At 59.7% G+C, this 25,586-nt stretch carries 23 protein-coding genes; 8 read left to right on the top strand and 15 right to left on the bottom strand.

The window, feature by feature from the left end:
- Window positions 1-96 precede the first annotated feature (96 nt).
- Window positions 97-1,245: a PheS-related mystery ligase SrmL gene (gene srmL, locus AC1RDQ_RS15800; RefSeq protein WP_492587686.1), complete on the bottom strand. Its 1,149-nt coding sequence runs from the start codon at window positions 1,243-1,245 to the stop codon at window positions 97-99.
- Window positions 1,246-1,710: 465 nt separating this feature from the next.
- Between srmL and AC1RDQ_RS15795 the strand changes: the two genes are divergently transcribed.
- Window positions 1,711-2,637: a CgnE/CgnB domain-containing protein gene (locus AC1RDQ_RS15795; protein ID WP_492587684.1), complete on the top strand. Its 927-nt coding sequence runs from the start codon at window positions 1,711-1,713 to the stop codon at window positions 2,635-2,637.
- A gap of 252 nt (window positions 2,638-2,889) precedes the next feature.
- Entirely contained in the window at window positions 2,890-3,390 is a 501-nt protein-coding gene (locus AC1RDQ_RS15790; protein ID WP_492587682.1) for a P-loop NTPase family protein, read from the top strand.
- 128 nt (window positions 3,391-3,518) lie between these two features.
- Here the strand turns inward: AC1RDQ_RS15790 and AC1RDQ_RS15785 are convergent, their stop codons facing one another.
- Window positions 3,519-4,694 carry an aspartate aminotransferase family protein gene (locus tag AC1RDQ_RS15785; RefSeq protein WP_492587680.1) on the bottom strand — a complete coding sequence of 392 codons (1,176 nt, stop codon included), beginning with the start codon at window positions 4,692-4,694 and terminating at the stop codon, window positions 3,519-3,521.
- A 102-nt stretch (window positions 4,695-4,796) separates the two neighbouring features.
- On the opposite strand from AC1RDQ_RS15785, the gene AC1RDQ_RS15780 reads away from it, so the two are divergent.
- The gene (locus AC1RDQ_RS15780; RefSeq protein WP_154861652.1) at window positions 4,797-5,702 is read left to right on the top strand and encodes a LysR family transcriptional regulator; all 906 of its coding nucleotides are present in this window, start codon (window positions 4,797-4,799) and stop codon (window positions 5,700-5,702) included.
- A gap of 46 nt (window positions 5,703-5,748) precedes the next feature.
- On the opposite strand, the gene msrA is transcribed toward AC1RDQ_RS15780, so the two are convergent.
- The 3 genes from msrA to msrB are packed head-to-tail and all read right to left on the bottom strand — an operon-like array spanning window position 5,749 to window position 8,814.
- The gene (gene msrA / locus AC1RDQ_RS15775; protein WP_492587678.1) at window positions 5,749-6,456 is read right to left on the bottom strand and encodes a peptide-methionine (S)-S-oxide reductase MsrA; all 708 of its coding nucleotides are present in this window, start codon (window positions 6,454-6,456) and stop codon (window positions 5,749-5,751) included.
- A gap of 30 nt (window positions 6,457-6,486) precedes the next feature.
- Window positions 6,487-8,262, bottom strand: a complete 1,776-nt coding sequence (locus AC1RDQ_RS15770; RefSeq protein WP_492587676.1) for a cytochrome c biogenesis protein DipZ — start codon at window positions 8,260-8,262, stop codon at window positions 6,487-6,489.
- A gap of 33 nt (window positions 8,263-8,295) precedes the next feature.
- Window positions 8,296-8,814 (bottom strand): peptide-methionine (R)-S-oxide reductase MsrB, encoded by a 519-nt coding sequence (gene msrB / locus AC1RDQ_RS15765; RefSeq protein WP_492587675.1) that lies wholly within the window; start codon window positions 8,812-8,814, stop codon window positions 8,296-8,298.
- A gap of 297 nt (window positions 8,815-9,111) precedes the next feature.
- On the opposite strand from msrB, the gene AC1RDQ_RS15760 reads away from it, so the two are divergent.
- The 4 genes from AC1RDQ_RS15760 to AC1RDQ_RS15745 all read left to right on the top strand — a co-directional run bounded on the left by AC1RDQ_RS15760 (window position 9,112) and on the right by AC1RDQ_RS15745 (window position 14,040).
- On the top strand, window positions 9,112-9,831 hold the full coding sequence (locus AC1RDQ_RS15760; protein WP_090453186.1) for a response regulator transcription factor: 720 nt from the start codon (window positions 9,112-9,114) through the stop codon (window positions 9,829-9,831).
- Window positions 9,828-11,348 (top strand): sensor histidine kinase, encoded by a 1,521-nt coding sequence (locus AC1RDQ_RS15755; protein ID WP_492587674.1) that lies wholly within the window; start codon window positions 9,828-9,830, stop codon window positions 11,346-11,348. The genes AC1RDQ_RS15760 and AC1RDQ_RS15755 overlap by 4 nt, the downstream gene beginning before the upstream one ends.
- A gap of 322 nt (window positions 11,349-11,670) precedes the next feature.
- On the top strand, window positions 11,671-12,375 hold the full coding sequence (locus AC1RDQ_RS15750) for a hypothetical protein (RefSeq protein WP_489339772.1): 705 nt from the start codon (window positions 11,671-11,673) through the stop codon (window positions 12,373-12,375).
- A 234-nt stretch (window positions 12,376-12,609) separates the two neighbouring features.
- Window positions 12,610-14,040, top strand: coding sequence for an aminotransferase-like domain-containing protein (locus AC1RDQ_RS15745; protein ID WP_057716345.1), 1,431 nt, complete (start codon window positions 12,610-12,612; stop codon window positions 14,038-14,040).
- 114 nt (window positions 14,041-14,154) lie between these two features.
- Here AC1RDQ_RS15745 and AC1RDQ_RS15740 read toward each other — a convergent pair whose 3' ends face one another.
- The 10 genes from AC1RDQ_RS15740 to AC1RDQ_RS15695 all read right to left on the bottom strand — a co-directional run bounded on the left by AC1RDQ_RS15740 (window position 14,155) and on the right by AC1RDQ_RS15695 (window position 23,476).
- Window positions 14,155-14,955, bottom strand: a complete 801-nt coding sequence (locus AC1RDQ_RS15740) for an N-acyl homoserine lactonase family protein (RefSeq protein WP_090453180.1) — start codon at window positions 14,953-14,955, stop codon at window positions 14,155-14,157.
- Between the two features lie 14 nt (window positions 14,956-14,969).
- Window positions 14,970-15,929, bottom strand: a complete 960-nt coding sequence (locus AC1RDQ_RS15735) for a diiron oxygenase (RefSeq protein WP_057716347.1) — start codon at window positions 15,927-15,929, stop codon at window positions 14,970-14,972.
- Window positions 15,930-15,995: 66 nt separating this feature from the next.
- Window positions 15,996-16,754 (bottom strand): TauD/TfdA family dioxygenase, encoded by a 759-nt coding sequence (locus AC1RDQ_RS15730; RefSeq protein WP_492587673.1) that lies wholly within the window; start codon window positions 16,752-16,754, stop codon window positions 15,996-15,998.
- Between the two features lie 18 nt (window positions 16,755-16,772).
- The gene (locus AC1RDQ_RS15725) at window positions 16,773-17,648 is read right to left on the bottom strand and encodes a branched-chain amino acid aminotransferase (RefSeq protein ID WP_492587672.1); all 876 of its coding nucleotides are present in this window, start codon (window positions 17,646-17,648) and stop codon (window positions 16,773-16,775) included.
- Between the two features lie 31 nt (window positions 17,649-17,679).
- Window positions 17,680-19,020 (bottom strand): KamA family radical SAM protein, encoded by a 1,341-nt coding sequence (locus AC1RDQ_RS15720; protein WP_492587671.1) that lies wholly within the window; start codon window positions 19,018-19,020, stop codon window positions 17,680-17,682.
- 32 nt (window positions 19,021-19,052) lie between these two features.
- The gene (gene yfcF / locus AC1RDQ_RS15715; RefSeq protein ID WP_492587670.1) at window positions 19,053-19,697 is read right to left on the bottom strand and encodes a glutathione transferase; all 645 of its coding nucleotides are present in this window, start codon (window positions 19,695-19,697) and stop codon (window positions 19,053-19,055) included.
- 243 nt (window positions 19,698-19,940) lie between these two features.
- Window positions 19,941-20,426, bottom strand: coding sequence for a cupin domain-containing protein (locus AC1RDQ_RS15710; RefSeq protein WP_492587669.1), 486 nt, complete (start codon window positions 20,424-20,426; stop codon window positions 19,941-19,943).
- Window positions 20,427-20,509: 83 nt separating this feature from the next.
- Window positions 20,510-21,004, bottom strand: a complete 495-nt coding sequence (locus AC1RDQ_RS15705; RefSeq protein ID WP_008018868.1) for a RidA family protein — start codon at window positions 21,002-21,004, stop codon at window positions 20,510-20,512.
- 48 nt (window positions 21,005-21,052) lie between these two features.
- Window positions 21,053-22,333, bottom strand: coding sequence for an ATP-grasp domain-containing protein (locus AC1RDQ_RS15700; protein ID WP_492587667.1), 1,281 nt, complete (start codon window positions 22,331-22,333; stop codon window positions 21,053-21,055).
- Between the two features lie 42 nt (window positions 22,334-22,375).
- Entirely contained in the window at window positions 22,376-23,476 is a 1,101-nt protein-coding gene (locus AC1RDQ_RS15695) for an MFS transporter (protein WP_090453168.1), read from the bottom strand.
- A 148-nt stretch (window positions 23,477-23,624) separates the two neighbouring features.
- Here AC1RDQ_RS15695 and AC1RDQ_RS15690 point away from each other — a divergent pair, with 148 nt between their 5' ends.
- The gene (locus AC1RDQ_RS15690) at window positions 23,625-25,043 is read left to right on the top strand and encodes an aminotransferase-like domain-containing protein (RefSeq protein ID WP_057716354.1); all 1,419 of its coding nucleotides are present in this window, start codon (window positions 23,625-23,627) and stop codon (window positions 25,041-25,043) included.
- Window positions 25,044-25,586: the final 543 nt, after the last annotated feature.

The raw sequence follows: 25,586 nt of genomic DNA, 5'->3' as shown, positions 1-25,586 counted from the left end.
CCGCCTTCGCAAGCAGGCTCGCACACACTGGATTTCTGGCGTATACACTTCTTGTGCTATTTCCAGATCCTGTGGGCCTGCTCGCGAAGAGGCCAGTTAAATATTGGGGGAATCCATTCTGTAACCCGCCCCCGGCGTACCTTCATGGAGTGCCACCTGAATTTTCGAATACAAGGCATTCGCCTCAGCAGTGGTGATTGATCGCGAACAATCACGCAGTACAACACGTAGTAGCACATTTTCCTGCCCCGGCAGCAATCCGAGGCGATCAATGGCCTGCAGAGGCAGTTCTGTGAACGCCCAGCGCCCTTTGATCTGCATTTCCTCGATCCAATCTGAACAATCGCCAGCTGCCTGCAACATCCTTTCAGTCAACACCTCCTCGCTCAGCCCCGGCGTTACCGCCAACGAAAAATCTCGAGTAATCGAAGGCAACCGAGAGACGGCGCTCCACAGATTCAGATCATGCATCTGTGCCTGTACTCGTTCGTTCTGATCACGTAGCAAACGAATATCCGGGATGCCTTTGCGCAGCATGGTCAAGCGATCCAATCCCATTCCCAGCGCCAGTCCTCCATGACGCAAAGGATCGATCTTCAGTCGCTCCAATAATGATTTGGCAATTCGACCGCACTCCAGAACCTCTACCGGGACGCCGTCATTCAACAGGTTTACTTCGATCCCGCCCTCAGTGTAGTGATGCGGACTATCACTGTAGATCCAAGGCATATCTGGCACGGCAGATTTGAGGATATCGCCGACCAAGCAAAGTAAATGCTCATGCGTCGACAAATCAGGATCACCGAGCACCCAGATATCCATCTGATGGGGTTCCGCACAATGCCAACGATCCCGGCTGTCGCGACGAAAAGTGATACCAGGCGCGGCCAATAATATTGACTGCCCCGGTTGCCGTAGCTGGGCAGCTCGCTGAAGCGCTGCTGGAATTTGACTGGTGGTTTGCGTTCGCAGCAACGAACACTCATCAACCCAGCGGGTGTGTGCACTTCCGAGGGTGATTTCTGCTGGGTCATAACCGAGCAATCCGTAGTTTTCTTCAGCTGAGACAATTCTCGGCCCCGTCTGCACTTGCGCTTGTGGCCAGCCTTTATCCGTTAATCCTTGAAGGACCTCCTTGAGTAATAATCGAATGGCGTGATCGGGTGCAGCGGGTTCTGTTAGATCAGCCAGTAACAAGGCTTGGTGTACGGACGTATCCGTCAGATATTTCTTTGATTCCTGCACTAAACAACCTCCTTATTAACAATTGAATGTAGCCCCCCGTAAAAAGAGCCCCGTAGACCAACCTAACGATTTCAGATCGTCCATCACAACCAAACTCGGTGAAAAACTAAATTTTCAGAAGAGGACTACAGCCACTACTTACACAAATAACCAAGAGCCTCTTACAAGACACTTCACAAGCATCATTAGTTCTAAAAAAACCTCAAGCAACCTATTTAATACATCAAAAAAACCTATATTAATTATTTCACCCCTCAGGACCACCAGGGAGCACAAAACCAACAAAATGAAAAATGACGATCAAATGAAAAAGAAAAATGTCGTTAAAGAAAAGCTCACCCGCATAACTTCCGGCCCGGAAAATTTTGGCTGGGCGCCGTTAGCTTGGGCTCATACTGAAGAGTAAATGATGAAAATGGGCGTCAAGATCACTCTTGCCGCCCACCGACAAAAAAGGAGGTACCAATGTTATCCAGAACGATGATAACAACGCTCTTTGGTCAAGAAGAGCCTTCCATAATTGCGGACTTTGAGGAGTTCCTCCAAGAGTGCTCTAATTTAGGATTCAAGACACTCAACATTTCTGACATCGACAGACTCCCAAAAAACAGCATCATCTTTTCATTCACTAATGATGCAGCGAAAAAGACATTTGAAATTGCGAAAAATACCAAACACAAAAAAAGCATCTTTTGTGCAACACAAGTATTCGAGCCTACTTTAAAAGCAGCACTTTATAGTTTGAATCTGTTATTTATAAGCGACTTTCAACAAGCGCTAAGCACACAAAGACGTGTACTGAACATGCTCAATTCACACAACTCATTTTTCTTGACCGGAAATGACGCTGACGCGCAAATAACGATAGCCCCTCACGCTCAGCCTTATGCTTTGATTACCGAGGATATAGAAAACGATTTCATTCAGTCCGTGGCGGAGTTTTTTGAAGTCCATTATGCTCACATGAAGCCACAAGAGCCGAGTCCGTTTTCCTTTCACGGAACATTAAAAATATCCGGCATACTTACAGCTCTTAGAATACCCAACCCAGCTTTACCAGAAGGCTTAAATACTTCTTTAAAATGGTTGAGTGATCGCATATCTGAAGAAAGCGCACTATTGACCATTGAAGAAAACACAATCACCTCACTGAAAATAAATGGCAATGAACACATAAAACTATTGGATCTTGCAGCAGGACCTAGAGGCCTCAAGCTGACTGAGTTTGCTATTGGAGTAAACGAAACAATCGCAAATAGCATTGACTACAAAATCAACTCTCAATTAAACGAAGGAATTAATGGCGTTCATATAGCAATTGGGGACGGTTCCTCTGGCTATCACATAGATTTCCTGAGCCCAGCAGTAAAGGTAAGCCCAACTCACAACTGAGCCAACCTAATCGCTCTCACTACAACCACCCACATCACAGCGATGTCTAAAAACTGACACTATAAAAGGGCTTACAGAAATGATGAATAGTGACGCACGGCAAGTTACCGATGGACCTCAAGGCGCACAGGCCGGCAGATTCTGGTGTACCTGCAGGCTTGCCCGCGATAAGACCAGCACATCCAGCATCAATGCTGACTGAAGCACCGCTTTCGCGAGCAGGTTCACACCCACAATTGATCGGTGTCTCTCATGAACCTCACCCGAACCTTGATCATCGGCAACTCCGGCTCGGGCAAGAGCTGGCTGGCGCAGCGGCTGGCCGAGCAATTGAGTGTGCCCTGGACCGATCTCGACCGGATTCACTGGCTGTCCGACGAACACAGCATCCCCCGACCCCGAAATGAAGCGCTGGGAATGGCGCGGATCGCTGCCGATGAAGAGCGCTGGGTGATTGAAGGGGGTTACGGCTGGATCGTCAGTGAAATCCTCCACCGGGCCACGGCGTTGATCTGGCTGTGTATCGATGACGTCGATTGCGTTGCCAACATTCGCCGGCGGGAAGCCAACGATGACGAACGATTCATTGCAATGCTGGAGTGGGCTAGCAACTATCGCACCCGTGACGACTCAAGTGGATTTGCGGCGCATCAGCGGATGTTCGATGACTTTGGTGCCTCGAAGATCCGCCTGACCAATCGGGTTGAAATCACCGACTTCGCTTCAGAAGCAGCAATATTACCCATCGGTTAAAGCACAAAACCTGTGGGAGCGAGCTTGCTCGCGATGACGGCAGCACATTCGACATCAATGGTGACTGACCCATCGCTATCGCGAGCAAGCTCGCTCCCACAGGTATTGCGGTGCCCAGGGAGCGTATTTCAAGCCACCTTCACTACACCACTCACCCCTCTGACAATCATCTCCACTTCCCGCTCATCGACGGTCAGCGGCGGCAGCAGGCGAATGGTGTTGCCCCGCGTGACGTTGATCAACAAGCCATGATCCCGGGCGGCGATCAGGCTCAGGTCGCGGATCGGTTTCTTGAGTTCGATGCCGATCATCAGCCCCTGGCCGCGTATTTGCGAGACGTTCGGGTTGCCCGCCAGTTCTGTGCGCAATCTTTCGAGCAGGCGCGCCCCCTGAAGCCGGGCGTTTTCCAGCAGCCCTTGTTCTTCGACGATCTCCAGCACGGTGCATCCGACCCGGCAGGCCAGCGGATTACCGCCGAACGTGCTGCCGTGGCTGCCCGGCGTGAACAGTTCGGCCGCCTTGCCACGGGCCAGGCAAGCGCCGATGGGCACGCCGTTGCCCAGGCCTTTGGCCAGGGTCATGACGTCCGGGACGATGCCTTCGTGCTGGAACGCGAACCACTGGCCGGTGCGGCCGATGCCGGTCTGGATTTCATCGAGCATCATCAGCCATGAGCGCCGGTTGCACAGTTCCCGCACGGCCTTGAGATAGCCCGGCGGCGCCAGTTGCACGCCGCTTTCGCCCTGGATCGGCTCCATCAGGATCGCCACGATCCGCGAGCCAAAGGCCTGTTGCACCTTGTCCAGCGCGCCGAGGTCGCCGAACGGCACTTTGACGAAATCCCCCGGCAGCTTGTTGAAACCCAGGCGCACCGCCGGGCCATCGCTGGCAGACAAGGTGCCGAGGGTGCGGCCATGGAACGCATTCTCCATGACCACTACCAGCGGCTGCTCGATGCCCTTGTGCCAGCCATGCAGCCGGGCGATTTTCAGTGCGGTTTCGTTGGCTTCGGCCCCGGAGTTGTTGAAAAACGCCCGGTCCATGCCCGCTAGCTGCGTCAGTTTCTGCGCCAGCCGTTGCTGCCAGTCGATGCTGTAGAGGTTCGAGGTGTGCAGCAACAACCCGGCCTGCTCGGTAATGGCGGCAACGATTTTCGGATGGGAGTGGCCGACGTTGGTCACCGCCACACCGGCGACCGCATCCAGGTATTCGCGACCGGCCTGATCCCACAGGCGAGTGCCCAGGCCCTTGTTGAAACTCAAGGCCAGGGGTTGGTAAGTGCTCATCAGGCAGGCGGCGGTCATGACATCAAGCTCCAGCAAGGGTCGGTGTTTTTGTAGTATGGTTAGCCACCAGAGCTGGATAAAGACCGTAAAACTTCAATCATTTAAAAGCAGAGCTTGATAATGGATTTATTCCAGGCAATGACCGTCTACGTGAAAGTGGTGGAGACCGGCAGCATGACCGCCGCCGCTTTGCAGTGCGAAATGTCCACGACCATGGTCGGCAATCACCTCAAGGCCCTGGAGCAACGGCTGGGTGTGCGCCTGCTCAACCGCACGACGCGGCGCCAGCGGCTGACCGAGTTCGGCGCCGCGTATTACCAGCGCTGCCTGGAAGTGCTGGGGTTGGTGGCCGATTCCGAGCGACTGGCCGAGCAGGCTCTGGACGAACCGAGCGGCACCTTGCGCATCACCGCGCCCCTGACCTTCGGGACCGAGCGCCTGGCCCCGGCACTGAGTGAGTTCAGCCGGCAAAACCCGCGGGTGAAACTTGACGTGGTGCTGACCAACCGACGCCCGGATCTGCTGGAAAACGGCCTCGATGTAGCGTTTCGCCTTGGGGCGCTGGAGCCCTCCAACCTGATCGCCCGCCCGCTGATCGACTACACCCTGACCATGTGCGCGTCACCGGACTACCTGGCCCGTCGCGGCACTCCGCAAACACCTGAAGACCTGCGCCATCACGACTGCCTGTCCTTTGCCTATCCGGCCGGAGATGACTGGCAATCGGTGCAAAAGGAATGGCGCCTGGCCGGTCCCGATGGCGAAGTCAGCGTGGGGGTCGGCGGGCCGATGCTGATCAACAGTTCGGCCGGACTGCATCAAGCGGCGCGCACCGGCATGGGCATCGTGATGATGCCCGACGCCTTGGTCGAGCAGGACCTCAAGGACGGAAAGCTGTTGGCCCTGATGCCCGATTACTGTCCGCCCAGCCGGCCGATGCACCTGGTCTATGCCCAGGATCGCCACCGTTTGCCGAAGTTGCGCCGCTTCGTCGAATTCGCCATGCAGCTGTGGGGCAAGCACTGATCCGCTGACCGACGATTCAGTGCCAGGGTCGTCGATTCCCCATTCACTACATCCCCGCCTTCACCAGCACCGGCTGTTCCTGATAACGATCCGGGTACAGCTGTTTCAACTGCGCCACTTTTGGCAAATCGTTGATCACGATGTATGGATAGGTCGGATGCTCGGTCAGGAAGTCCTGGTGTTCTTCCTCCGCCGGGTAGAAACCGTTGAAGGTTTCGAGTTTGGTCACGATCGGTTTGTCGAAGACATGCGCGGCGTCGAGCTGGGTGATGTAGGCCTGTGCGACCCGCTGCTGCTCAGCGTTTTTGGTAAAGATCGCCGAGCGGTACTGGGTGCCGCTGTCCGGGCCCTGGCGGTTGAGTTCGGTCGGGTTGTGCGCCACGGAAAAGTAGATCTGCAGCAAGGTGCCGTAACTGACCTGGGCTGGATCGAACGTGACTTCGACCGACTCCGCATGGCCGGTATTGCCGTTGCTGACGCGCTCGTATTGCGCGGTATTGGCCGCCCCGCCCGCGTAGCCGGAGACGGCGTTCTTCACGCCTTTGACATGCTGGAACACACCTTGAACACCCCAGAAGCAGCCACCGGCGAACACCGCGGTTTCGCTGCGGGCCTGGGTGGTTTCATCGAGTGCCGGCGGTGGAATGATCACCGCCTCTTCGGCACCGCCGAAGGAGAAGGCCGAGCATTGGCTGATGATGCCGGCAGCCGCCAGCCCCAGCAGGGTACGGCGCCAGGTAAAGAGTGTTTTCATGGGGCGAACTCCTGAAGCGTTGAACAGTTATCAGCCGAAAGTGAAGGCGTAAGCCGACGCCCCCGGATCAAGAAACTCGATACTGAAGGTCCGGTCGGTCACGCCGCCGCTCTGGCGCACCAGTTGATACAAGCGCTGGTCCGTCACGGTGCCGCTGCCATCGGGTGCCACGTCCATGCCATGGGCATCGCCGGGGGCCTTGCCGTCGATCAGCACTTTGAAACGCACCGGTTTGCCATCGGCGCCAGGGCCGAGCACCAAATGCAAATCACGGGCGTGGAAGCGATAGACGATGCGGCTGGCCGGTGCGCTGGCGGTGGCCCGCTCCGGGCCGACATGCCACTGGCCGCCCAGGCTCCAGTCGTTAAGGGCCAGTTGCGCCGGCGGGTTGTAGGCCGCGACCTTGTCCGGCACTAGCGCGGTTTCGGGCACGAAATGCTCAGCGCGCTGGTAGCCGACATAGGTTTCCGGCGACTGCACGGCGTCCTTGTCCGGGGCCATTTGCACGCCATCGGCCTTGGCACTGATCAGCCCGTCGGCGACCTTGGCCGCCCCCGCCTCGCGCAGCAATTGCTGGATGACCCGCTCCGATTCGGCGTACGCGCCTTCGCCGAAATGGTGATAACGAATGCGTCCCTGGGCGTCGGCAAAGTAATGCGCCGGCCAGTACTCGTTGTTGAAGGCGCGCCAGATCTTGAACTCGTTATCGATGGCCACCGGGTAGTTGATGCCCAGGTCTTTCATGGCCTTGGTGACGTTGCTGACGTCGCGTTCGAAGGCAAACTCCGGCGCATGCACGCCGATCACCACCAGGCCTTGATCGCGATACTTCTCGGCCCAGGCTTTCACATAGGGCAGCGAGCGCAGGCAGTTGATGCAGGAGTAGGTCCAGAAATCCACCAGCACGACCTTGCCTTTCAAGGCCTGGGCATCGAGGGGGGGCGAGTTGAGCCATTGCACGGCGCCCTCCAGTGACGGCAGGTTGCCTTCGACCGGCAAGGTGCCCGGGGTTTTGTCAGCCACTTGCACCGCGCCGGCGGAGGTCGAGTTTTGCGCCATCATCGCCCCGCTGTTACGCGGTAACTTGCCGGACAGTTTCTCCACCAGCGCTTGCTCGATACCACTGGTCGACGCCGTGGAAAACCGCGCCAGAATCCCCGTGTCCAGACCTAGGGCAATCGCTGCCACACCGGCCAGCATCGCCCCGCCAAGGCCGCGACGCAGCCATTCGCCCGCGCCAATCGAACGCTTCATCGCGGTGAAGACTTTGCCGCCCAGCAACAAAGCCAGCGCGAGGGAAGTGGCGGCACCGGCGGCGTACGCCAGCAGCAAAAAGGTGGTTTGAATGCTGGCGCCTTGCAGCGCCGCACCGGTCAGCAGCAGGCCCAGGATCGGCCCGGCGCACGGCGCCCACAGCAGGCCGGTGGCCACGCCGATCAGGAGCGAAGCACCAGGACGTGGCCGTGCATCGGCACCCGCCGCCTCCGACAAACGACTGCCCGCCGCCACCAGTGGCCGGGTCAGACGCTCGGCCAGTTGCGGCAGCAACAGCGTCAGACCGAACAACGCCACGAACACCAGCGCCAGCCAGCGCCCGTACTGATTGAGTTGCACCACCCAGCCGCCGCCCACCGCCGCCAACGTGGCGACCAGCGCGAAGGTCAGCGCCATGCCCACCAGCAGCGGCAACCCGCTTTTGACGAAGGGTTGCCCGGTGCGGGCGAAGACAAACGGCAATACCGGCAGAATGCACGGGCTGACAATCGTCAGCACACCACCGAGATAAGCGAGGACCAGCAGCCACATGGCGATTACCTGCAAAAAGTGAGTGGAATGGAATCACACCGTCTTGGGCACGAATTTCATCGCCAGGCCGTTCATGCAGTAACGCAGGCCGGTGGGTTTCGGGCCGTCGTCGAAGACATGCCCCAGATGCCCGCCACAGCGCCGGCAATGAACCTCTTCACGGACCATGCCGAACGCACGGTCCTGGCGGGTCGCCACGGCCTTGTCCAGCGGTGCCCAGAAACTTGGCCAACCGGTGCGGCTGTCGAATTTGGTCGCCGAGGAAAACAGCGGCAGCTCGCAACCGGCACAGACGAACGTGCCATCGCGGTGCTCGTTGTTCAGCGGGCTGCTGTAGGCCCGTTCGGTGCCCTCTTCGCGCAGGATGTCGTACTGCTCGTCACTGAGGATCGCGTGCCATTCGCTGTCGCTGTGGGTCACTTCGAATACCTCCGCTGCGCTGGCTTCACTGATCAAGGCCGAGCCTGTGGAAAACTTCGGCAACAGGCCGATCGCCAGGGCTGCCACCCCCAGCCCGCCGCTCGCTACAAGAAATTGCCGTCGTGAAAACATGTTCGTCTCCAAAAATCCAGGGGTGTTTCATAGAACACAGCCTAGGCTTTGGGTGATCGCCAAATCCTCACGGGAAGTTAAACAATTCGTGATAACTCGGGCGCCGAAAAACCCGCACAATGCATATGCCAATTTTGAACAATGCATTTCCTGTGGGAGCGAGCTTGCTCGCGATGACGATTGCACAGTCAGCATCGTCGTTGACTGACATTGCGCCATCGCGAGCAAGCTCGCTCCCACAGTTTTTGCACCTTGACCGAGTGGCATTACGCACAATGCGCCGAAGGATTGAGCTGTATGGAACAGACCAAACGCGTCCTGGTGGTCGAGGACGATATGCATATCGCCGACCTGATCTGCCTGCATCTTCGCGACGAGCAGTTCGAGGTGGTGCACAGCGCCGATGGCAATGAAGGCATGCGCCTGCTGCAGCAAGGCAACTGGGATGCACTGGTCCTCGACCTGATGCTGCCCGGTGTCGACGGCCTGGAAATCTGCCGTCGCGCCCGCGCCATGGCCCGCTACACGCCGATCATCATCACCAGCGCGCGCTCCAGCGAAGTGCACCGGATTCTCGGCCTCGAACTGGGTGCCGACGACTACCTGGCCAAGCCCTTTTCCATGCTTGAACTGGTGGCCCGGGTCAAGGCGTTGCTGCGCCGGGTAGATGCCATGGCGCGCAACCTGAAGATGGACGCCGGCAGCCTGCTCACTGACGGCCTGGCCATCGACCCGATCACCCGCGAAGTGTCCCTCGATGGACGACGCCTGGACCTCACGCCCCGGGAGTTCGACTTGCTGTATTTCTTCGCCCGCCAGCCCGGCAAGGTGTTTTCGCGCATGGACCTGCTCAATGCCGTGTGGGGCTACAGCCACGAAGGCTACGAGCACACGGTCAACACCCACATCAACCGCCTGCGTGCCAAGATCGAGGCCGACCCGGCGCAACCGGTGCGCATCCTCACGGTCTGGGGGCGCGGCTACAAATTCGCCACCGGGGAGGAACCACGGCCATGAGGCTGACCCTGACGCAACGCCTGTCCCTGGTGTTCGCCGTGCTGCTGCTGGTGTGCTGCGGCACGTCGGCGTGGATGCAGGTGCGCTCCAACCAGATGCATGAGCAGGAAGTGGTGCAAGGCTTGTCCCGGGACCTGGCGCAGCACATCGCCCGCGACACGGTGCTGATGGACACACAGGGCCTGATGCCCAATGCCGTGCGTGACCTGTTCAGCAAGCTGATGCAGGTCAACCCGAGTGTCGAGGTGTACCTGCTGGACACCGAGGGCAAGATTGTCGGCAGCGCCGCGCCCGAAGGCCGGATCCGTCGTGAGCGGATCGACCTGGCGCCGATCCAGCGCCTGTTGCGGGGCGATGCCCTGCCGATTCTCGGCGACGACCCGCGCAGCGTCGATGCGCGCAAGGTGTTCAGTGCTGCGCCGCTGAAGGTCGACGGCAAGCCGGCCGGTTATCTCTACGTGGTGTTGCTCGGTGAAGACCACGACCGCCTGGCCGAACGCGGTGCGACCAGTGCAGCGCTCAACACCGCGCTGTTGTCCATCGGGCTGGTGGCGTTGCTGTGCCTGATTGCCGGTCTCACCGCATTTGCCCTGATCACCCGGCCGTTACGCCGCTTGACCGAAACCGTCAGCCAGTTCGACATCGATGGGGTGCCGGTCACACCGGCCCTGCCCGTCGTGGTGGAAAAAGCCGCGAGCCACGATGAAATCGCCGTACTCGATGCGGCGTTCCGACAGATGCAGACACGCCTGGGCGAGCAATGGCGCTCGTTGACCCGCCAGGATCAGGAGCGCCGCGAACTGGTGGCGAACATCTCCCACGACTTGCGCACGCCGCTGGCCTCGTTGCACGGTTATCTGGAAACCCTGTCGCTCAAGGACGCCACGCTGTCCCCTGCCGACCGCCGCCGCTATCTCGGCATCGCCCTGGACCAGAGCCGCAAGGTGGGTGGTCTGGCGCAGTCGCTGCTGGAACTGGTGCGGCTGGAACATGGCTTCGTACAGCCGGTGCTGGAACGCTTTTCCCTGACTGACCTGGCCCAGGACATCTTCCAGAAATTCGAACTCACCGCCGAAGCGCGTCAAGTCGAGTTGAAGGCCACTTTTGCCGCCAACGTCTCGGCGGCCTGCGCCGACCTTGGGCTAATCGAGCGGGTGCTGACCAACTTGTTCGACAACGCCCTGCGCCATACCCCGGCCGGTGGCGAGGTCGAACTGGGCCTGCGCCCGCAAGGCTCATTCATCGAAGTCACGGTCAGCGATACCGGCCCCGGCATCGCCCCGGAACTGCGCGAAGGGTTGTTCCTGCGGCCGTTCAATATCGGCGGCGCACGCCGTGATGGCGGGTTGGGGTTGCGGATCGTGCATCGCATCCTGCAATTGCACGGGCGCGAGATTCAGTTGATCGATGTGCCGGGGCGGGGTGCGACGTTCCGGTTTTCGCTGCCGATCGATGAGGAAACGGCGACTGCGTTGGCGGTGCGGTCGATGAACCTCAATACACCGAGGCAGGCCTGAAAAACTTTGGTGCTGACAAGGCCCCATCGCGAGCAAGCTCGCTCCCACAGTTTTTTCGGGTGCTTACAGATTTTGCGTACCCCCACTAACCCTGTGGGAGCGAGCTTGCTCGCGATGGTCTCAAGGGCACCGCGTTCATCCAGAATGAACGCGTTATCGATAACGTCCATCGCGAGCAGGCTCGCTCCTACAGGGGAGCAAAAACATGACCGGCCGCCTGTTGATCCGTGACAACACCGCCCCGGTCCAATAGATTAGGCCACCTGAAAAAGCCCCCAGGCTTTCTCGCCCCAATTCAAGTTATAGAAGTAGTGAAATTTCAATGTCCGATTCCAATACCGCTGAAACCGTTGTCACCTTGTCGTCCAAAGCGGAATACGAAAACTCCATCAATCTTTCACAACACGTGCCTCAGGCCAAGACCATCAGCGAGATGGTGCTGGACGCGTTCCAGTCCACCCGCGAAAGCGACCAGATCCGCGAACTCCGCGCCGCGATCCGCCAGGCCCACGACAGCTTCGATGACGATAAAGCCTACGAACTGATGGGCCAGCTCAAGCAGCTCAAGGACGCCGAGGCCGCCGATATCGCCGCCCTCGAAGACCTGAGCAGCAAATTCCCGATCAGCCGCATCCTGTCCAGCTTCAAGGACGATCCGGCGTTCCAGGAAATCGTCTACGGCCTGGCCCTGAAGGTGCTGAACCAGACCCACCAGGCCATCAGCAACCCGAGCGGCGGCAAGAGCAAAGCCGCCAAGGCGAAGAAAGAAGTCGAAGTGTTCACCATCAGCAAGGACGGCATCAGCGTCACCCTGCCGCTGCGCACCCCGCGCTCGCGCCTGAGCGTCGACCGTGAAGCCCTGGAATTCCTCGGCCTCACCTTCGTTGGCGAAGGCGAAGAGGCGGAACTGGAAAGCGAGACGTTCCTGGACAACAGCGGCGCCGAGCAAGCGGTCAACCGCAAGAACATCATCACCGCTCTGCAGCAGCAGACCGCGTTCGACGGGTACAGCATCGCCGCTCAGTAATACCTATTGTTGTGGCAAGCCCTCTCGCCACACGGTCCTGAGCAACCGACTCAAGAGCCCCGCCATCAGTGCGGGGCTTTTTATTGCCCGTGATTCGGGCAAAACCGCGATTACTCTTCCAGTATCGACGCAGAACACCACTTCCCTTCACCCATGAGCACCACGGGTCCGCCTGCGGGGAGCGTCAACTCACTTTCCAGCCCAGACCTCAGTGGTGCAACTGCCGAGGTCATCATGAACACGCCCCCCTTGTATCGCCAGCTGGCCAACCACTACCTGGACGCTATCCGCAGCGGCACCCTGAAAACCGGTGAACGCCTGCCCTCGATTCGGTTGATGATGGAAAAACACGCCGTCAGCCTGTCGACCGCCGTGCAGGTGTGCCGGGAGCTGGAGGACTATGGCGTGCTGGAAGCCCGGCCACGCTCCGGCAACTACATTCGCCAGCCCGACACCCTGCCCAGGCCCGCCCCGACGACCTCGGCGCCAGCGCTGGATACCCGCGCGTATGTCGGCATTCATGAACAGGTCTGTGCGGTGCTCAAGGCCAGTCAGCGCGCGACGATCAAGGTCAATTTCGCCAGCGCCTACTGCGCGCCGCAGCTTTACCCACTGAAGACCTTGCAAGACAACATGATCAAGGCGCTGCGCTACGACGCCTGCCTGCTCGGCACCGCGGGCGGCGCCTGCGGCAACAGCGCATTGCGCAACATCCTGGCCCGGCGGGCACTGGCCAGCAAGACCCACCTGGCCTCCGAGCGGATCGTGATCACCAACGGCGCCACCGAGGCGATCAATCTGGCCTTGCGTGCGGTCACCCGCCCCGGCGACACCGTGGCCGTGGAGTCGCCGACCTTCTACGGTCTGCTGCAAATTCTCGAAAGCCTGAACCTGCGCGTGCTGGAAGTCCCGGCCTCGGCCCATACCGGGCTGAATCTGCAGGCCCTGCAACGGCTGCTGCAAGGCCCCGAACGGGTCAAGGCGCTGATCGTCATCCCCAACCTGCAAAACCCGTTGGGCAGCATCATGCCCGACGCCAACAAGGCACGGCTGGTGAAACTGTGCGCCGAGCACGACACCGTGCTGATCGAGGACGACACCTACGGCGACCTGGTGGACACCGAGCAGCCGCTGTCCACGCTCAAACATTGGGATAGCACCGACAACGTGATCTATTGCGCCTCGCTGAACAAAACCCTGGCACCGGGCATGCGCCTTGGCTGGATCAGCGCCGGCAAATGGCACGACCGCGTGGAGATGCTCAAGCATACGCAGTCGCGCGGGTGCGAGGCGTTATCGCAACTGGCGGCCAGTGCGTTCATGAAGACACCGTCCTACGAACGTTACCTGCGGCGGTTGAGGAAAACCCTGACCGTACAACGTGAGCAGATGAGCGCAGCGATCACCCGTTATTTTCCCATCGGCACCAGCGTGACCCACCCGCAAGGCGGCACGCTGTTATGGGTGGAACTGCCTCGCCGGCATTCATCGATGACGTTTTTTCACGACGCGTTGAAGGCCGGCATCCAGATTTCACCTGGGGATATCTTTTCCAATGCCCGGCGTTTCGATCACTTTGTGCGCATTGGCTGTGGCGCGCCGTATTCGCCGCGGGTTGATGAGGCACTGCAGACGTTGGGACGTATCCTGAAAAATCAGGGTTGACCGCGACCCTGTGGGAGCGAGCTTGCTCGCGATGGCGGTGTGTCAGACACATCAATTTTGAATGTACTGACGCCTTCGCGAGCAAGCTCGCTCCCACAGGGTTGTAGGTGATCTTCAGAGCGGATTCTGGTGCAGGCAAATGATATGCGGGTCGTCATTCCAGTGCGGAAAACGCTCGGCGATCAGCGGGTCGTGGCCGGGGATGACATGGTCTTCGCTGTCGGCCAGACGGTCGATCTCGGTGAAGGCTTCAAGGGTTTGCGCCAGGTCATCGAGGATCGGAAACGGACTTCGCCCGCGAATGTTGGCCCACAAATGCGCCGCATCCGAGGCCAGCACAATCCAGCCGCGCTCGGTCGCTACCCGCACCACCTGACTGCCCGGTGTATGTCCGCCTACCGGATGCAGGGTCACGCCCGGAACGACCTCGACAACACCGTCGTGCAAACGCATCCGCCCTTCGAACAGCGGCGGCAACGCCGACATCACGTCCTCGACTTCGTAGGTTTTGTTCACCGTGCGATGGACCATTTTCGGCCCGGTGCAGAAACGCAACTCCGCGTCCTGCAAATGCACGGTCGCCTTGGGGAACAACCCGAGGTTGCCGGCATGATCCCAATGCAAATGGGTCAGGATCAGGTGCTCGACCCGGGCCGGATCGATGTCCAGTTGCCGCAGGGATTCTTCCGGCAGGCGATACATCTGGCGATCGCGCCGGTGCGCCGTGGCCGGCTGGAAACAGGTGTCGACCACGATCACCTGCTGTTCGTTGCGGATGACCCAGAAGTAGTAGTCCAGCGGCATCGGCGCATTCGGATCACCGCAACAAGCGTCGTAGAGAAAATTCTCCCTGGCGGTGCGCTGGGCGTTTGCACCGACACGGATGGCGAACACTTCGTACACAGGCGTGGACATAAGCACCTCCGGGTTCAGGCGACCGCCGTGGTTTTGAGGGTCGGACGAAAGTCGAAATCGATCTGGTCGCTGATGCCCAGGTCATGGGCCAATTTATGCAGGCCACTGTAGTCGCGCATGATGGTCGCGTTCCTGTTGCTCTCGCGGGTGTCGGCAATGATCAGCGCCGCCTCCTCGACCCCGAGCTGCGTCAGAATCGCCTCCCACATGGAGTAGTCCTGAGCGATAAAAGCACTCAGCGCCACTGACAGGTTGCGTGCGAAAAATTCCCGTTGAGTGGGCTGCATGTTGGCGTACATGACCTTCGCCACTTCGGCCAGCACCTTGCTGTGGGCGTACTCGTCGCGGTTGTGCAGTTCGGCCACTCGGCGGTTCTGCGGCTGGATGGTCTGGTCGTCCGCCAGCAAGTCCAGATAGGCGTTGACGCTGATCTCGGCCACCACCGCAAACGTGATCGCCGCCAGATCCCGCTGCCATTGCTCGGGCAGTGCTTCACGCTGGGCTTTCAGGCGCAGGTAAGTGACGGAGGGTGGCAAGTCCAGATCCTGGTCCAGCGCCCGGTCGAGTTTGGTCCGCTCGATGGCGCGCAGGTGCATCAGCGTGTGGTAGTGCTCGTCGATCAGGGTCTGTTGCATGGCCTCGCGAAAATGCCAGTCATCCTTGCCCAGGTACTGATTGGCGATGACACTGAGTGCCGGGTTGACCACGTGTTCTTCGGCGGTGACGGTGCGCAGGTTGTAGCCGATCCAGCCCCAGGTCACCACGCTGCTTTTGAGCTCGTCGCTCAAGGCCTGGAATTTCGGATGATGGAAGAACGGCACCATGCACTCCGGGTAGTCCGGCCGCGCGGGGTCAAAAACTTCCTCCACCTGGCCCCTGTCCGGCGAACACACCGTGGCGCGCTTGGTCCAGGCCTGGTTGAGCCGCACGATCAGTTGATGATCGACCTGGGCGATCTCGATTGCTGTTTGCATGACGCGATACCTGTAAGGCGCGTACCCGCCAGGGGTACGCCAAAAGAATGTAGGGCGACGGAAAAATCAGGCCAGCCAATAGCGGGTCAGGTTGCGCGCCGGGTCAGTGTAACGACTGCGGGCGTGAATCATCCGCCAGTTATCCCAAATCAGCAGGCATCCGTCGGGAATCAGCACCGGAACGTTGTGCTCGACGAAATACGCTTCGCCGAGCACGGCAAACCTGGCCAGCGGCGAGGTGTTGTTGGTCACCAGTGATTGCTGCAACGCTTCCTTGGACGGGTTTACGTCGCCGTAGTGAAACTGGTTGTAGCTGAAGCGGAAAATATCCCCGTCTTCCGTAGGCGTGAGGATGTACTCCTTGACCCGCCGCTGTCCCGGTTCACCCGGTTTGGCGGTGGCGACAAATTCTACCGGCGTGTCATCCAGCCACTCACGCAGTTCCGGTTCACTGCGCTCCAGGGACTTGAGAAATTCGTAGCCGTCCACCAACCCGGTGTGCCCGCCACCGCACCTGGCCTGTTTATGGCAATGCAACGCCAGATAGCGTGGCGGCGGCCCGTACACCGGCGCTTCAGTGTGCGGGCCGATGCCGTTCATGCTCTGGGAGTACGGCAAGTCTTCGTAACCCGGCTTGCGGGTAATGGCAAAGGCCGTCTGGCCGTTGAACTGCGGAATGATCCGACCGAACTCGCACAAGGTACCTACGACACCATCGGCAAATTCGTCCGGGGTCAGCACCGTCCAGCCCAACGTCGACAGTTCTTCGTGACGATGGCCGAGCGAAATGCAAGGTTGAGACGCAACAATCCCTTGGTCTGACATGGTGAGATTCCTGGCGGGTTATCCGGCGTTGACGGTTGAGGTGTAAGCGGCGATGAAGTCGCGGCAGGCGTCACCCGGTCGATAGTGCTGCTCATCGATGCTCTGCACCGGGGTGATTTCGGCGGCGGTGCCGGTGAGAAAACACTCATCGAAGTCGCCAAGCTCTGTAGGCAAAATCGTGCGTTCGACCACCTGATAGTCCAGCGCTTTGGCCAGTTCGATCACGGTCTGGCGGGTGATGCCGTTGAGGAAACAATCCGGCAGCGGCGTATGCAGCGTCCGGCCTTTGACGAAGAACACATTGGCGCTGGTGGCCTCGGCAACGTGGCCGCGCCAGTCGAGCATCAGCGCATCGTGGTACCCCGTGTTCTCGGCGTCGTGCTTGCTCAGCGTGGCTATCTGGTAATGCCCGGAGGCCTTGGCCTGGAACGGGCTGCTGCTCGGCGGCGGGCGGCGCCAGCTCGCGGTCTTCAAGCGGATACCAGCCATGCGCGCCGCCGGGTCGAAATAGCTCGGCCACTGCCAGCAAGCGATTGCCACATGCACACGGTTGAAACGTGCCGAGGTGGAGATCATCTCGCTGCCACGCCAGGCCACCGGGCGCAGGTAGCCGTCGACAACCTTGTTGAGTTGCAGCAGTTCATGGCTCGCCGCTTCCAGTTCAGCCATCTCATAGGGGATGGCAAAGTCCATCCATTGCGCCGAGCGATACAAGCGCTCGCTGTGTTCGCGCAGCTTGAAAATCCTGCCGTTGTAGACCCGCTCGCCTTCATACACGGTGCTCGCGTAATGCAGGCCATGGGTCAGCACATGCAACTGCGCCCGGGACCACTCGACGAACTCGCCGTCGAGCCAGATAACGCCCTCGCGCTGATCAAACGGGATACTGCTCATATCCATATCTCCCCATTGTTCATGAATTTTCCTACGCCGTTTCCAGCAACACGGGTATCAATTCCGGCACGGCGGTGAGCTCGGTCTGAAAGAAGAACGCACGCTCGCCGAAGGCCGGTTGCAAGTCGTCGAACCAGGTCACTTGCGGATCGAATCGCGCGTAGAACGTGCGCAACACCCATTGCGGATTGCGTGCCTGGAGGAACTGCAAGACGAAGACCTTTTCCCCGGCGACGGTCTCGATGCCATTGATCAACACCTTGCCGTAGAAGGTACTCATGGACGGCCCGCGCACCGTTCGCGCCAGCCCCGATACCGTGCGGTACGCCGCCTGGAAGATCTCGAAAGCCCGGGCCAGCGGCATCGCGAAGTAGTGGCTGGGCCCGGTGTCACGCTCGACGAACATGTAATAAGGCACCGCCCCGAGCCGCACCCCTTCGGTCCACAGCGCCGCCCAGTCAGCGGGGTTTTCGTTGACGTGGCGGATAAGCGGTGCCTGCATGCGCACCGTCGCGCCCGTCGAGCGAATACGCTCGATGGCCTGGCGGGCGATGACCTGGCGGATCTCCACCGGGTGGTTGTAGTGGCCCATGATCGACAGGTTTTTCCCCGCCGCGACGATGCGCTGGAACAGCTCCAGCAGCTCAGGTGCATCCTTGTCGCTGACAAAACGCTGCGGCCAGTACGCCACGGACTTGGTGCCGATGCGGATGTTCTTCAGGTGTGGCAAATCCAGCAGCGGCTCGATGTAACCGGCCAGGGAGCGGGTGTTCATGATCATCGGGTCGCCGCCGGTAATCAGCACGTCGGTCACTTCGGTGTGCACCCTCAGGTAACTGACCAGCTCCTGGGACTCACGGGCGTTGAACTTGAGTTCTTCCTCGCCGATGAACTGCGCCCAGCGGAAACAGAAGGTGCAGTACGCGTGACAGGTCTGACCGGCACCGGGGAAAAACAGCACGGTCTCGCGGTACTTGTGCTGGATGCCCGGCAGGACCTTGCCGTTGAGGGTGACTCCGTTGTGGGTCAACTGCCCGGCCGGATGCGGGTTCATGCGCCGCCAGATCGCCTCGATCCGACGCTTGATCGCCGCGCTGTCATCCTGCTCGATCAGTTGTTTGAGCGAGGCATATTCCTCCGCCAGCAACATGTCCTTGTGGGGAAAAGTCATGCGCAAAACCGGATCGTCTGGAATGTTGTTCCAGTCGATCAGCGTGCCCAGCACGTATTCGTTGGTGCGAAACGGCATGACTCTGGCCACCACGGTCATGGCCTCCTGCAACGCCGGCGTCAGCTTGTGCCAGTACGGTGTGTCGCGGATGGTGCGTGAGTTATAGGGTTTGTAGCGTTCGTGCTCCGACAGTCCTTGCATGGCCGCGCTCCTGGTGATTGCCCTGAGTGTTGTTACGCGATGGCCGGCGCTTTGCGCTCTATGTCCATCCACGCCCGAACGCTGTCGCGATCCCACTGGCGACGCACATATGCCGTGAGCCGTGCCGGCACCGTATCGCCGTTGGCAACCAGTCGGTTGAGCATGATTGCCAGGTCGGTGTCGGCAATGCTCCAGTCACCGAACAGATGCTCGGCGCCCTCTTCCAGCAAATACCCGGCGACGAAGAACAGGCGCTCGACGGCGGCTTGGGCCTCGTCGGACAGCACAGTGTTTTTCTTGCCGAAGTACACCAGGTCAAACGGGCGCTCCTTGCGCACCACCAACAAGTCACTGCGCAACCAGGCCTGCAATTGACGGGCACGGGCGCGCTGGCGAATGTCCTGCGGATAGAGTTTTTTATGCCCCGGGGAGAGTTCATCAAGGTATTCGGCAATCGCCGATGATTCCGACAAGGCAAAATCGTCGTGAACCAGCGTTGGAATCTTGCAGGTCAGCGAAAGATTGCGATAAGTCGCCAGATAGTTTTCGCGTACTTTTAGATCGACAGTAACAAGTTCAAATGAAAGTTGCTTTTCCTTGAGCGCCACAAAAGCCGACATCGCAAAAGCGCTGACATGATCGGCGCCGACATACAGTTTTAGCTTCCTGTTATCCATAGAACACTCCATTCACTGACTGCAGGGATTAACGTGCATTGGAAATGATCGTAATTAGTTGAATGAAGGCTGAATAGATACAGAATTTGCCTGTTTCAATCGATACAGAAAGTTGTTTTTCACCGACCGATACGCAGCGAAAATCCCGGCAATAGCGCTGCAAAAGGCGATACCGGTGGCAGGTCTGAAAAACAAAAAAGGGAGCCAACGATGGTTGGCTCCCTTGGCTGATGCGCTGGGAAATTACGGCTGGGTGGTGATCAGGCCATGGCTGTCGGCAAAGTTCGAAAGCAGTGCCATTTGCGGCATATTGCTCATGTTCAGCATCGCCAAAGGCTCGTGTTTACTGGTGTTGACGAAGCCGTGTCTGGTCCACGCCGGTACCAGTAGCACATCGCCGTTGCTGACGTTGACCCCGTCGGCATCGCCTAGGGTCAACACGCCGCTGCCGCACTGGATGACAAACAGATGCCACCAGGAATGGGCATGACCGTTGAGCGTCACACCGGGGTTGAGCCATTGCATGGCGATCGCCATGCCAGGCGTCACTTCACAGCCTTCAATGCTCTTTTCATGAGCCAACGCGACAATATCAACGTCGCTGGCTTCAAGGGTCTGGCGCATATCCGTCAGTTCAGTGCCTTTCCATACCTTGGGACTTGGCGTTCGATGGTGCAGGCTCAGACGAAAGTCCTTATATGAAAAAAACGCACCTTGAAAGTTATCCATTCGCACGTCCTTTCTTATTATTTCCCATACTTTAGCGCTAAACCTTAAGTTAACGGCTCAGCGCTGTAAAGTCTGGAAATAACTTATAAAACCGATGGGCGCAAGGCGGCAATCATGTCCACTTCTATCGCGGCATTCTTGGGTAACTGATAAACACCTACTGTGGTGCGCGTATGTTTGCCGGCATCGCCCAGTACATGGCTGAACACATCCGAGGCGCCGTTGGCCACTTCGCTCAAATCGACAAAGTCCGCCGTGGACTTCACATACACCGTTACCCGGATCAGTGACTTGATCTTGTCCAGCGAACCAATGGCATCAACGATCAACGCCAGCCCACGCATCGCACTGATGCTGGCGGCCGCCTGCGCATCAGCCATGGTGAGATCCAGTCCGACGCGGCCGGGGTAATGGATCTTGCCGTTCATGCGCGGCACCAGGCCGCTGATGTACAGCTCATCGTGATGACGGATCAGCGGCGCGTAATGCCCGCCTGCGGTGTTTTCGCCGTAAATGTCATAACCAAACTCTTTGGCCAGGGCGATAAAGCGTTCATCGCAGGTCATGTGCTGGATCATTGATCGAACCCTCTTGATCAGTAATGCAAAAAACGGGTGCTTGCTGGCTCAACACACGGCGCGAGTGACCGGTGCCAGGCAAGTCACCTCGATGCGTGACTCAATCACCTCGGCCAGACGCAACAGGTCGTTGCTCAGTTGCCCGTAGTGTTCGTTGAACAACACGATGTGGCCGATGAATGAGAAGTTGTCCTTGACCTGCGCGCTGACCGAGTCACCGATGCGCTTGGCGTACTGGCCTTCCACCAGTTCAATGCGCAGCGAACGGGCCACGGTGGCGATGTCGGGCGTTGCCCGCAGGATGCCGCCGGCCGGCGCCCGCAGCAGGCGAATGCCGCAGTAGCCGCGGGCCACTGGCTCATGCTGTTCGGTCTTGCCTTCCACCGCCCAGCGCACCCAGCGTTCCCACGGATCGAAATTGACGAAGGCGCGTTTGGCCAGGTCCCAGATGTGCATGCCGCCGGGGCGCATGTTGGTTTCCACGGCCGAGGTCAGGTTGTCGCTGCGCAGGAACACTTCGTTGTGCCAGGCACCGTTGTCCTGGGAGACCAGCGCCGACATGTGCCGGCCAGCCGCCATCAGCCGCGCCTGCACGTCCACCGACAACGGCGCAGGCACCACTTGCTGGATCTCGGCGCGGTAGGCGCCTTCGGTGGTGGTTTTTTCCGTCACCCAGGTGCTGCCGGCCACACAGTCCCAGCTGTATTCACGGGCGTTCTGCACCAGCGCTTCAAGGACGATGCCGCCGTCGCGGTAAGGCTTCAGGGCCAGCCAGGCGTCATCGCATTCCGACGGGTGATGGATGACGCGACAGCCCCGGCTCGCACCTTCGCAGGCCGGTTTGATGAAGGCCTTGCCGCCCAGTTCGACGACGCGCTGGCGCAGTTCCGACAGGTTTTCGACCCGCGCGGAAAACACCGGCCGGTAATCTCCGGGGGAGGTGCTGGCCGCCGCTTCGAGCCGACGGAAGATCTGCTTGTCCAGGCCCGCCCGCGCTTCTTCCGGGGTGATGCCCGGCAGGCCGAAGTGAGTGGCCAGCGCTGCACCGAGCAGCACGCCGCGATCGGAGAACGGCAGTATGCCGATCAGCTTCCAGCTGTCGGCATTCAGGCACCCCACCACCAGTTCAAGGGACGCCGCCACATCTTCTTCCGCCAGCGAAGTGCTGCAGACGTGATCGGCCACCTGGTCGTCATGGGGCTGGATTTTCTCGACCAGCAGGATGAGCCTGGCGTTGTAGAGCGACTTGCACAGCTCGCGCAGTTTCTGGATGTCGTGCACCCGATTGCCGTTGTAACCGACCACTACTACACATGAAGTCGTATTCATAATGCCCCTGACCTGCAAAGTGAAAACCGCAACGGCAATGACTCAGTCATGCAACGACGCATTGGATTTACGGTTGAGCCAGTACCAGGCCAGGATCCCTGCGGCACCGATGGCGGCCAGCACCAGCGCGTTGTACGGCGCCGGCACCACCCGCATGATCAACACGGTCAGCCCGGCCCCGACGCCCAGGGACACTTCCTTGACGAACATGTTGTTCTGTTTGACGGAGAAGTAATCGAGGTAGCTGAAGGCGCATTCGGCAATGGACAGCAGTGCCACCCAGACCAGCGCCCCGGCGAGGGTTTCGACGTGGAACGCGGCAGGCGAAGACAGCACCGCAAAACCGCCGACGATGATCCCGATCACCGCCACGACCTTGTAGCGCCCGGTGCGCTCGATCAGCTTCATCACCGGCACTTGGGCGAAGACCACCACGGCGCTGTTGAGGATCAGCATCAAGCCGTACCAGGCCGGCAACTCGCCGGTCTTGAGCAGGATTGCCTGTGGCAGGATCGAGAACACCCCGAACAGCTTGATGCCCATGATGATCCCGGCGATCACCCAGGGCAGTTTGTTGCCCCAGTTGCTGCCGACCTGAGTGGCCGGGCGGGCTACCACCGGCTCGGTGGTGAATGTCGCGCCGAGGGCGATCGGCAGGCACAGCAACACGAACGCCGCCGCACCGAGGAAAAACATCGTCGGCGTGAGAAGCGGCGACAGCAGGATCAAACCGGCCACCAGGCTGCCCAAGTTCATGGCGACGCGGTTGTAGGCCGCGCCTTCCTTGGTCTGGGCCGCTTCGCTCTTGATCAGGTAACCGGCAATGGCAATGCCGTAGGCAAACAACGCGGCAGCAAACATCACCATGCCTTGATTGCTGGTCAGCGCCAGCAGCACCAGGCCAAGGCCGGCACACAGCAGCGTGACGCTCAGGGAACGACGACCAAGTACCAGTAAAGTCAGGGGCAACAGCAGCAACAAGGCGCGATATCCAAGGGCCAGGATGCTGTTGGTTGCCGTGTCGAGCCAGACGTTGGCCTTGCCCAGTACCGCGAACAGCGAGACGGCGGTGATGATCCGGATCGTGAATAACCGCAGGTTAATGACCGGTTTAGCCACCGCGACCGTTGTTTCGACACTCATGCAGCACCTCAGGAACCGGGTGAACGCCCGCCGACAAAGGCTGACATTCAGAAAAGTCTGTAAGGGCATGGTAGAGAGAGAGGCGTGTCCTGATCAGGGCAAGTTCGTATAGAATCCAACGAACTTTACTGCCGGAGAGACCAGTAAAATGCAGGTTCAACGTGCAGTCATTGCCGCCATTGAATTCCAGCCCGGTGCGCCGCTGGTGCAGCAGATCGTCGATCAGCTGACGCATGCCATCAGCACCGGGGGCCTGCCCCACGGCGCCAAGCTGCCGCCGATTCGCGAACTCTCCGACTTGATGAACGTGGGCAAGTCCACGGTGGTCGATGCCCTGGACCGCATGCGGGCCAAGGGGTTGGTGGTGTCGCGCCAGGGCTCCGGGCATTACGTGCATCGCTCCGAAGCGGCGCTGAAAAGCGGCACCGGCCCGGACCTGCAACCCCAGGACACCCTCAGTGTGATTCGTCGCGCCTTGCTGCTGGACAACGGCGCGCTGCGCCCCGGCTGCGGTTTTCTGCCGACCTCGTGGCTACCCGCCGAAGAATTGCAGAAAGCCGTGCGCAGTACCCTGCGAGCAACGTCGTTGCGCATGGGCGAGTACGGCGTGGCCGGCGGTTACTTGCCGTTGCGCCAGGCCCTGCGGGTGAAACTGGCGACCTTCGGCATCGAAGCGCCGGTGGACCAGATCATTACCACCGCCAACACCATGCAGGCCATCGACCTGCTGATGCGCCTGCTGGTCAAACCCGGCGACACCGTACTGCTCGACGACCCCTGCTACTTCAACATGCACGCCAACCTGGCGCTGCACGGGGCCAAAGTCATCACCATCGCCCGGGATTGCGACGGCATGGACCTCGACGCGTTCGAGCAACTTCTGATCGCCCACAAACCCGTGCTGTACATGACCAACAGCACGCTGCATAACCCCACCGGCCACTCGTTCACCCCGGCCCAGGTTTACCGCTTGCTGGAACTGAGCCACCGCCATGGCTTCCACATCGTCGAAGACGACCTGTACTGCGACATCCAGCAACGCCGCACCCCGCGCCTGGCCGCCAGCGGGCTGGACAACGTGAGTTATGTCTCCGGCTTCTCCAAGACCCTGACCGCCAACAGCCGGGTCAGCTACACCGTGCTCTCGCCACAATTGGCGGCGCGGATGGTCGCGTTGAAAATGGCCTGTGGTGGCGTGACCTCGGAACTGGCGGAGCAGATCACCTGCACCATGCTCAGCGACGGCAGCTATGCCAAGCATGCGCGGCGCACGGTGGATCGGCTCTATGAATCGAACAGTCGTGTGGCCAGTTGGTTGGCGGAGGCCGGGTGTTCGCTTTCCTCGCTTCCCGGGGAAGGGGTGTTTATATGGGCGCGGTTGCCGGACGGCCTGCATGCCGAAAACCTGGCTCGCCAAGGGCTGGAGAACAATATGGTATTGGCGCCGGGCACCTTGCTGAGCAAAGGGCCGGATGCCAGCCAGTTCCTGCGCTTCAATGTGGCGCACAGCGATAGCTTGCAAGTGCGCGAGCGGTTTTTCCGGTTGCTTGATAAGCAAAGCAAGTAACCGACGACCACCGATCTTGTGGGAGCGAGCTTGCTCGCGATGAGGCCGTCACATTCAAAATTGATGTTGCCTGACACGCCGCCATCGCGAGCAAGCTCGCTCCCACAGGGGCCCGCGTCATGCTCGATATCAGCGATGACGCTAGTCCAATGTGGGAGCGGGCTTGCTCGCGAAGAGGCCGTCACATCCAGCATCAATATTGCCTGACACACCGCCTTCGCGAGCTAGCCCGCCCCCACAGGGATTGCGGTGTCCAATGGGATCCCCGGCCACCAGATCGCTACGATTGCCGACCTCATCCTTGCCGGCTAACTTCGCCCGGTCGCTGCCAATTCAGCGACCGGGCCTGAGAATCCGAGTAAGATACGGGCGCACAAGCGCCACCAATCACGATTGCCGGCGCTTTTTTTATGCCAGTACAGTCGTGCAATGGCGGCTGTGCGTGGGAGACCTGCGGGTCTGCCGGATTCCTGTATCTCCGGTTTCTCAGCCCGCGCATAGCTGCCACCCATTCGCCTGAGAACGAACGTGGTAGCTCTCAAT

The sequence above is a fragment of the Pseudomonas sp. GW823-FHT02E01 genome, from assembly GCF_058797535.1.
This window is presented reverse-complemented; position numbering and strand designations above follow the sequence as displayed.

Bases quoted from the DNA above. Each gene is read 5' to 3' on its own strand.
- AC1RDQ_RS15795 (WP_492587684.1), top strand. From the start codon at position 1,711: ATGTTATCCAGAACGATGATAACAACGCTCTTTGGTCAAGAAGAGCCT.
- AC1RDQ_RS15790 (WP_492587682.1), top strand. From the start codon at position 2,890: ATGAACCTCACCCGAACCTTGATCATCGGCAACTCCGGCTCGGGCAAG.
- AC1RDQ_RS15785 (WP_492587680.1), bottom strand. From the start codon at position 4,694: ATGACCGCCGCCTGCCTGATGAGCACTTACCAACCCCTGGCCTTGAGT.
- AC1RDQ_RS15780 (WP_154861652.1), top strand. From the start codon at position 4,797: ATGGATTTATTCCAGGCAATGACCGTCTACGTGAAAGTGGTGGAGACC.
- msrA (WP_492587678.1), bottom strand. From the start codon at position 6,456: ATGAAAACACTCTTTACCTGGCGCCGTACCCTGCTGGGGCTGGCGGCT.
- AC1RDQ_RS15770 (WP_492587676.1), bottom strand. From the start codon at position 8,262: ATGTGGCTGCTGGTCCTCGCTTATCTCGGTGGTGTGCTGACGATTGTC.
- msrB (WP_492587675.1), bottom strand. From the start codon at position 8,814: ATGTTTTCACGACGGCAATTTCTTGTAGCGAGCGGCGGGCTGGGGGTG.
- AC1RDQ_RS15760 (WP_090453186.1), top strand. From the start codon at position 9,112: ATGGAACAGACCAAACGCGTCCTGGTGGTCGAGGACGATATGCATATC.
- AC1RDQ_RS15755 (WP_492587674.1), top strand. From the start codon at position 9,828: ATGAGGCTGACCCTGACGCAACGCCTGTCCCTGGTGTTCGCCGTGCTG.
- AC1RDQ_RS15750 (WP_489339772.1), top strand. From the start codon at position 11,671: ATGTCCGATTCCAATACCGCTGAAACCGTTGTCACCTTGTCGTCCAAA.
- AC1RDQ_RS15745 (WP_057716345.1), top strand. From the start codon at position 12,610: ATGAACACGCCCCCCTTGTATCGCCAGCTGGCCAACCACTACCTGGAC.
- AC1RDQ_RS15740 (WP_090453180.1), bottom strand. From the start codon at position 14,955: ATGTCCACGCCTGTGTACGAAGTGTTCGCCATCCGTGTCGGTGCAAAC.
- AC1RDQ_RS15735 (WP_057716347.1), bottom strand. From the start codon at position 15,929: ATGCAAACAGCAATCGAGATCGCCCAGGTCGATCATCAACTGATCGTG.
- AC1RDQ_RS15730 (WP_492587673.1), bottom strand. From the start codon at position 16,754: ATGTCAGACCAAGGGATTGTTGCGTCTCAACCTTGCATTTCGCTCGGC.
- AC1RDQ_RS15725 (WP_492587672.1), bottom strand. From the start codon at position 17,648: ATGAGCAGTATCCCGTTTGATCAGCGCGAGGGCGTTATCTGGCTCGAC.
- AC1RDQ_RS15720 (WP_492587671.1), bottom strand. From the start codon at position 19,020: ATGCAAGGACTGTCGGAGCACGAACGCTACAAACCCTATAACTCACGC.
- yfcF (WP_492587670.1), bottom strand. From the start codon at position 19,697: ATGGATAACAGGAAGCTAAAACTGTATGTCGGCGCCGATCATGTCAGC.
- AC1RDQ_RS15710 (WP_492587669.1), bottom strand. From the start codon at position 20,426: ATGGATAACTTTCAAGGTGCGTTTTTTTCATATAAGGACTTTCGTCTG.
- AC1RDQ_RS15705 (WP_008018868.1), bottom strand. From the start codon at position 21,004: ATGATCCAGCACATGACCTGCGATGAACGCTTTATCGCCCTGGCCAAA.
- AC1RDQ_RS15700 (WP_492587667.1), bottom strand. From the start codon at position 22,333: ATGAATACGACTTCATGTGTAGTAGTGGTCGGTTACAACGGCAATCGG.
- AC1RDQ_RS15695 (WP_090453168.1), bottom strand. From the start codon at position 23,476: ATGAGTGTCGAAACAACGGTCGCGGTGGCTAAACCGGTCATTAACCTG.
- AC1RDQ_RS15690 (WP_057716354.1), top strand. From the start codon at position 23,625: ATGCAGGTTCAACGTGCAGTCATTGCCGCCATTGAATTCCAGCCCGGT.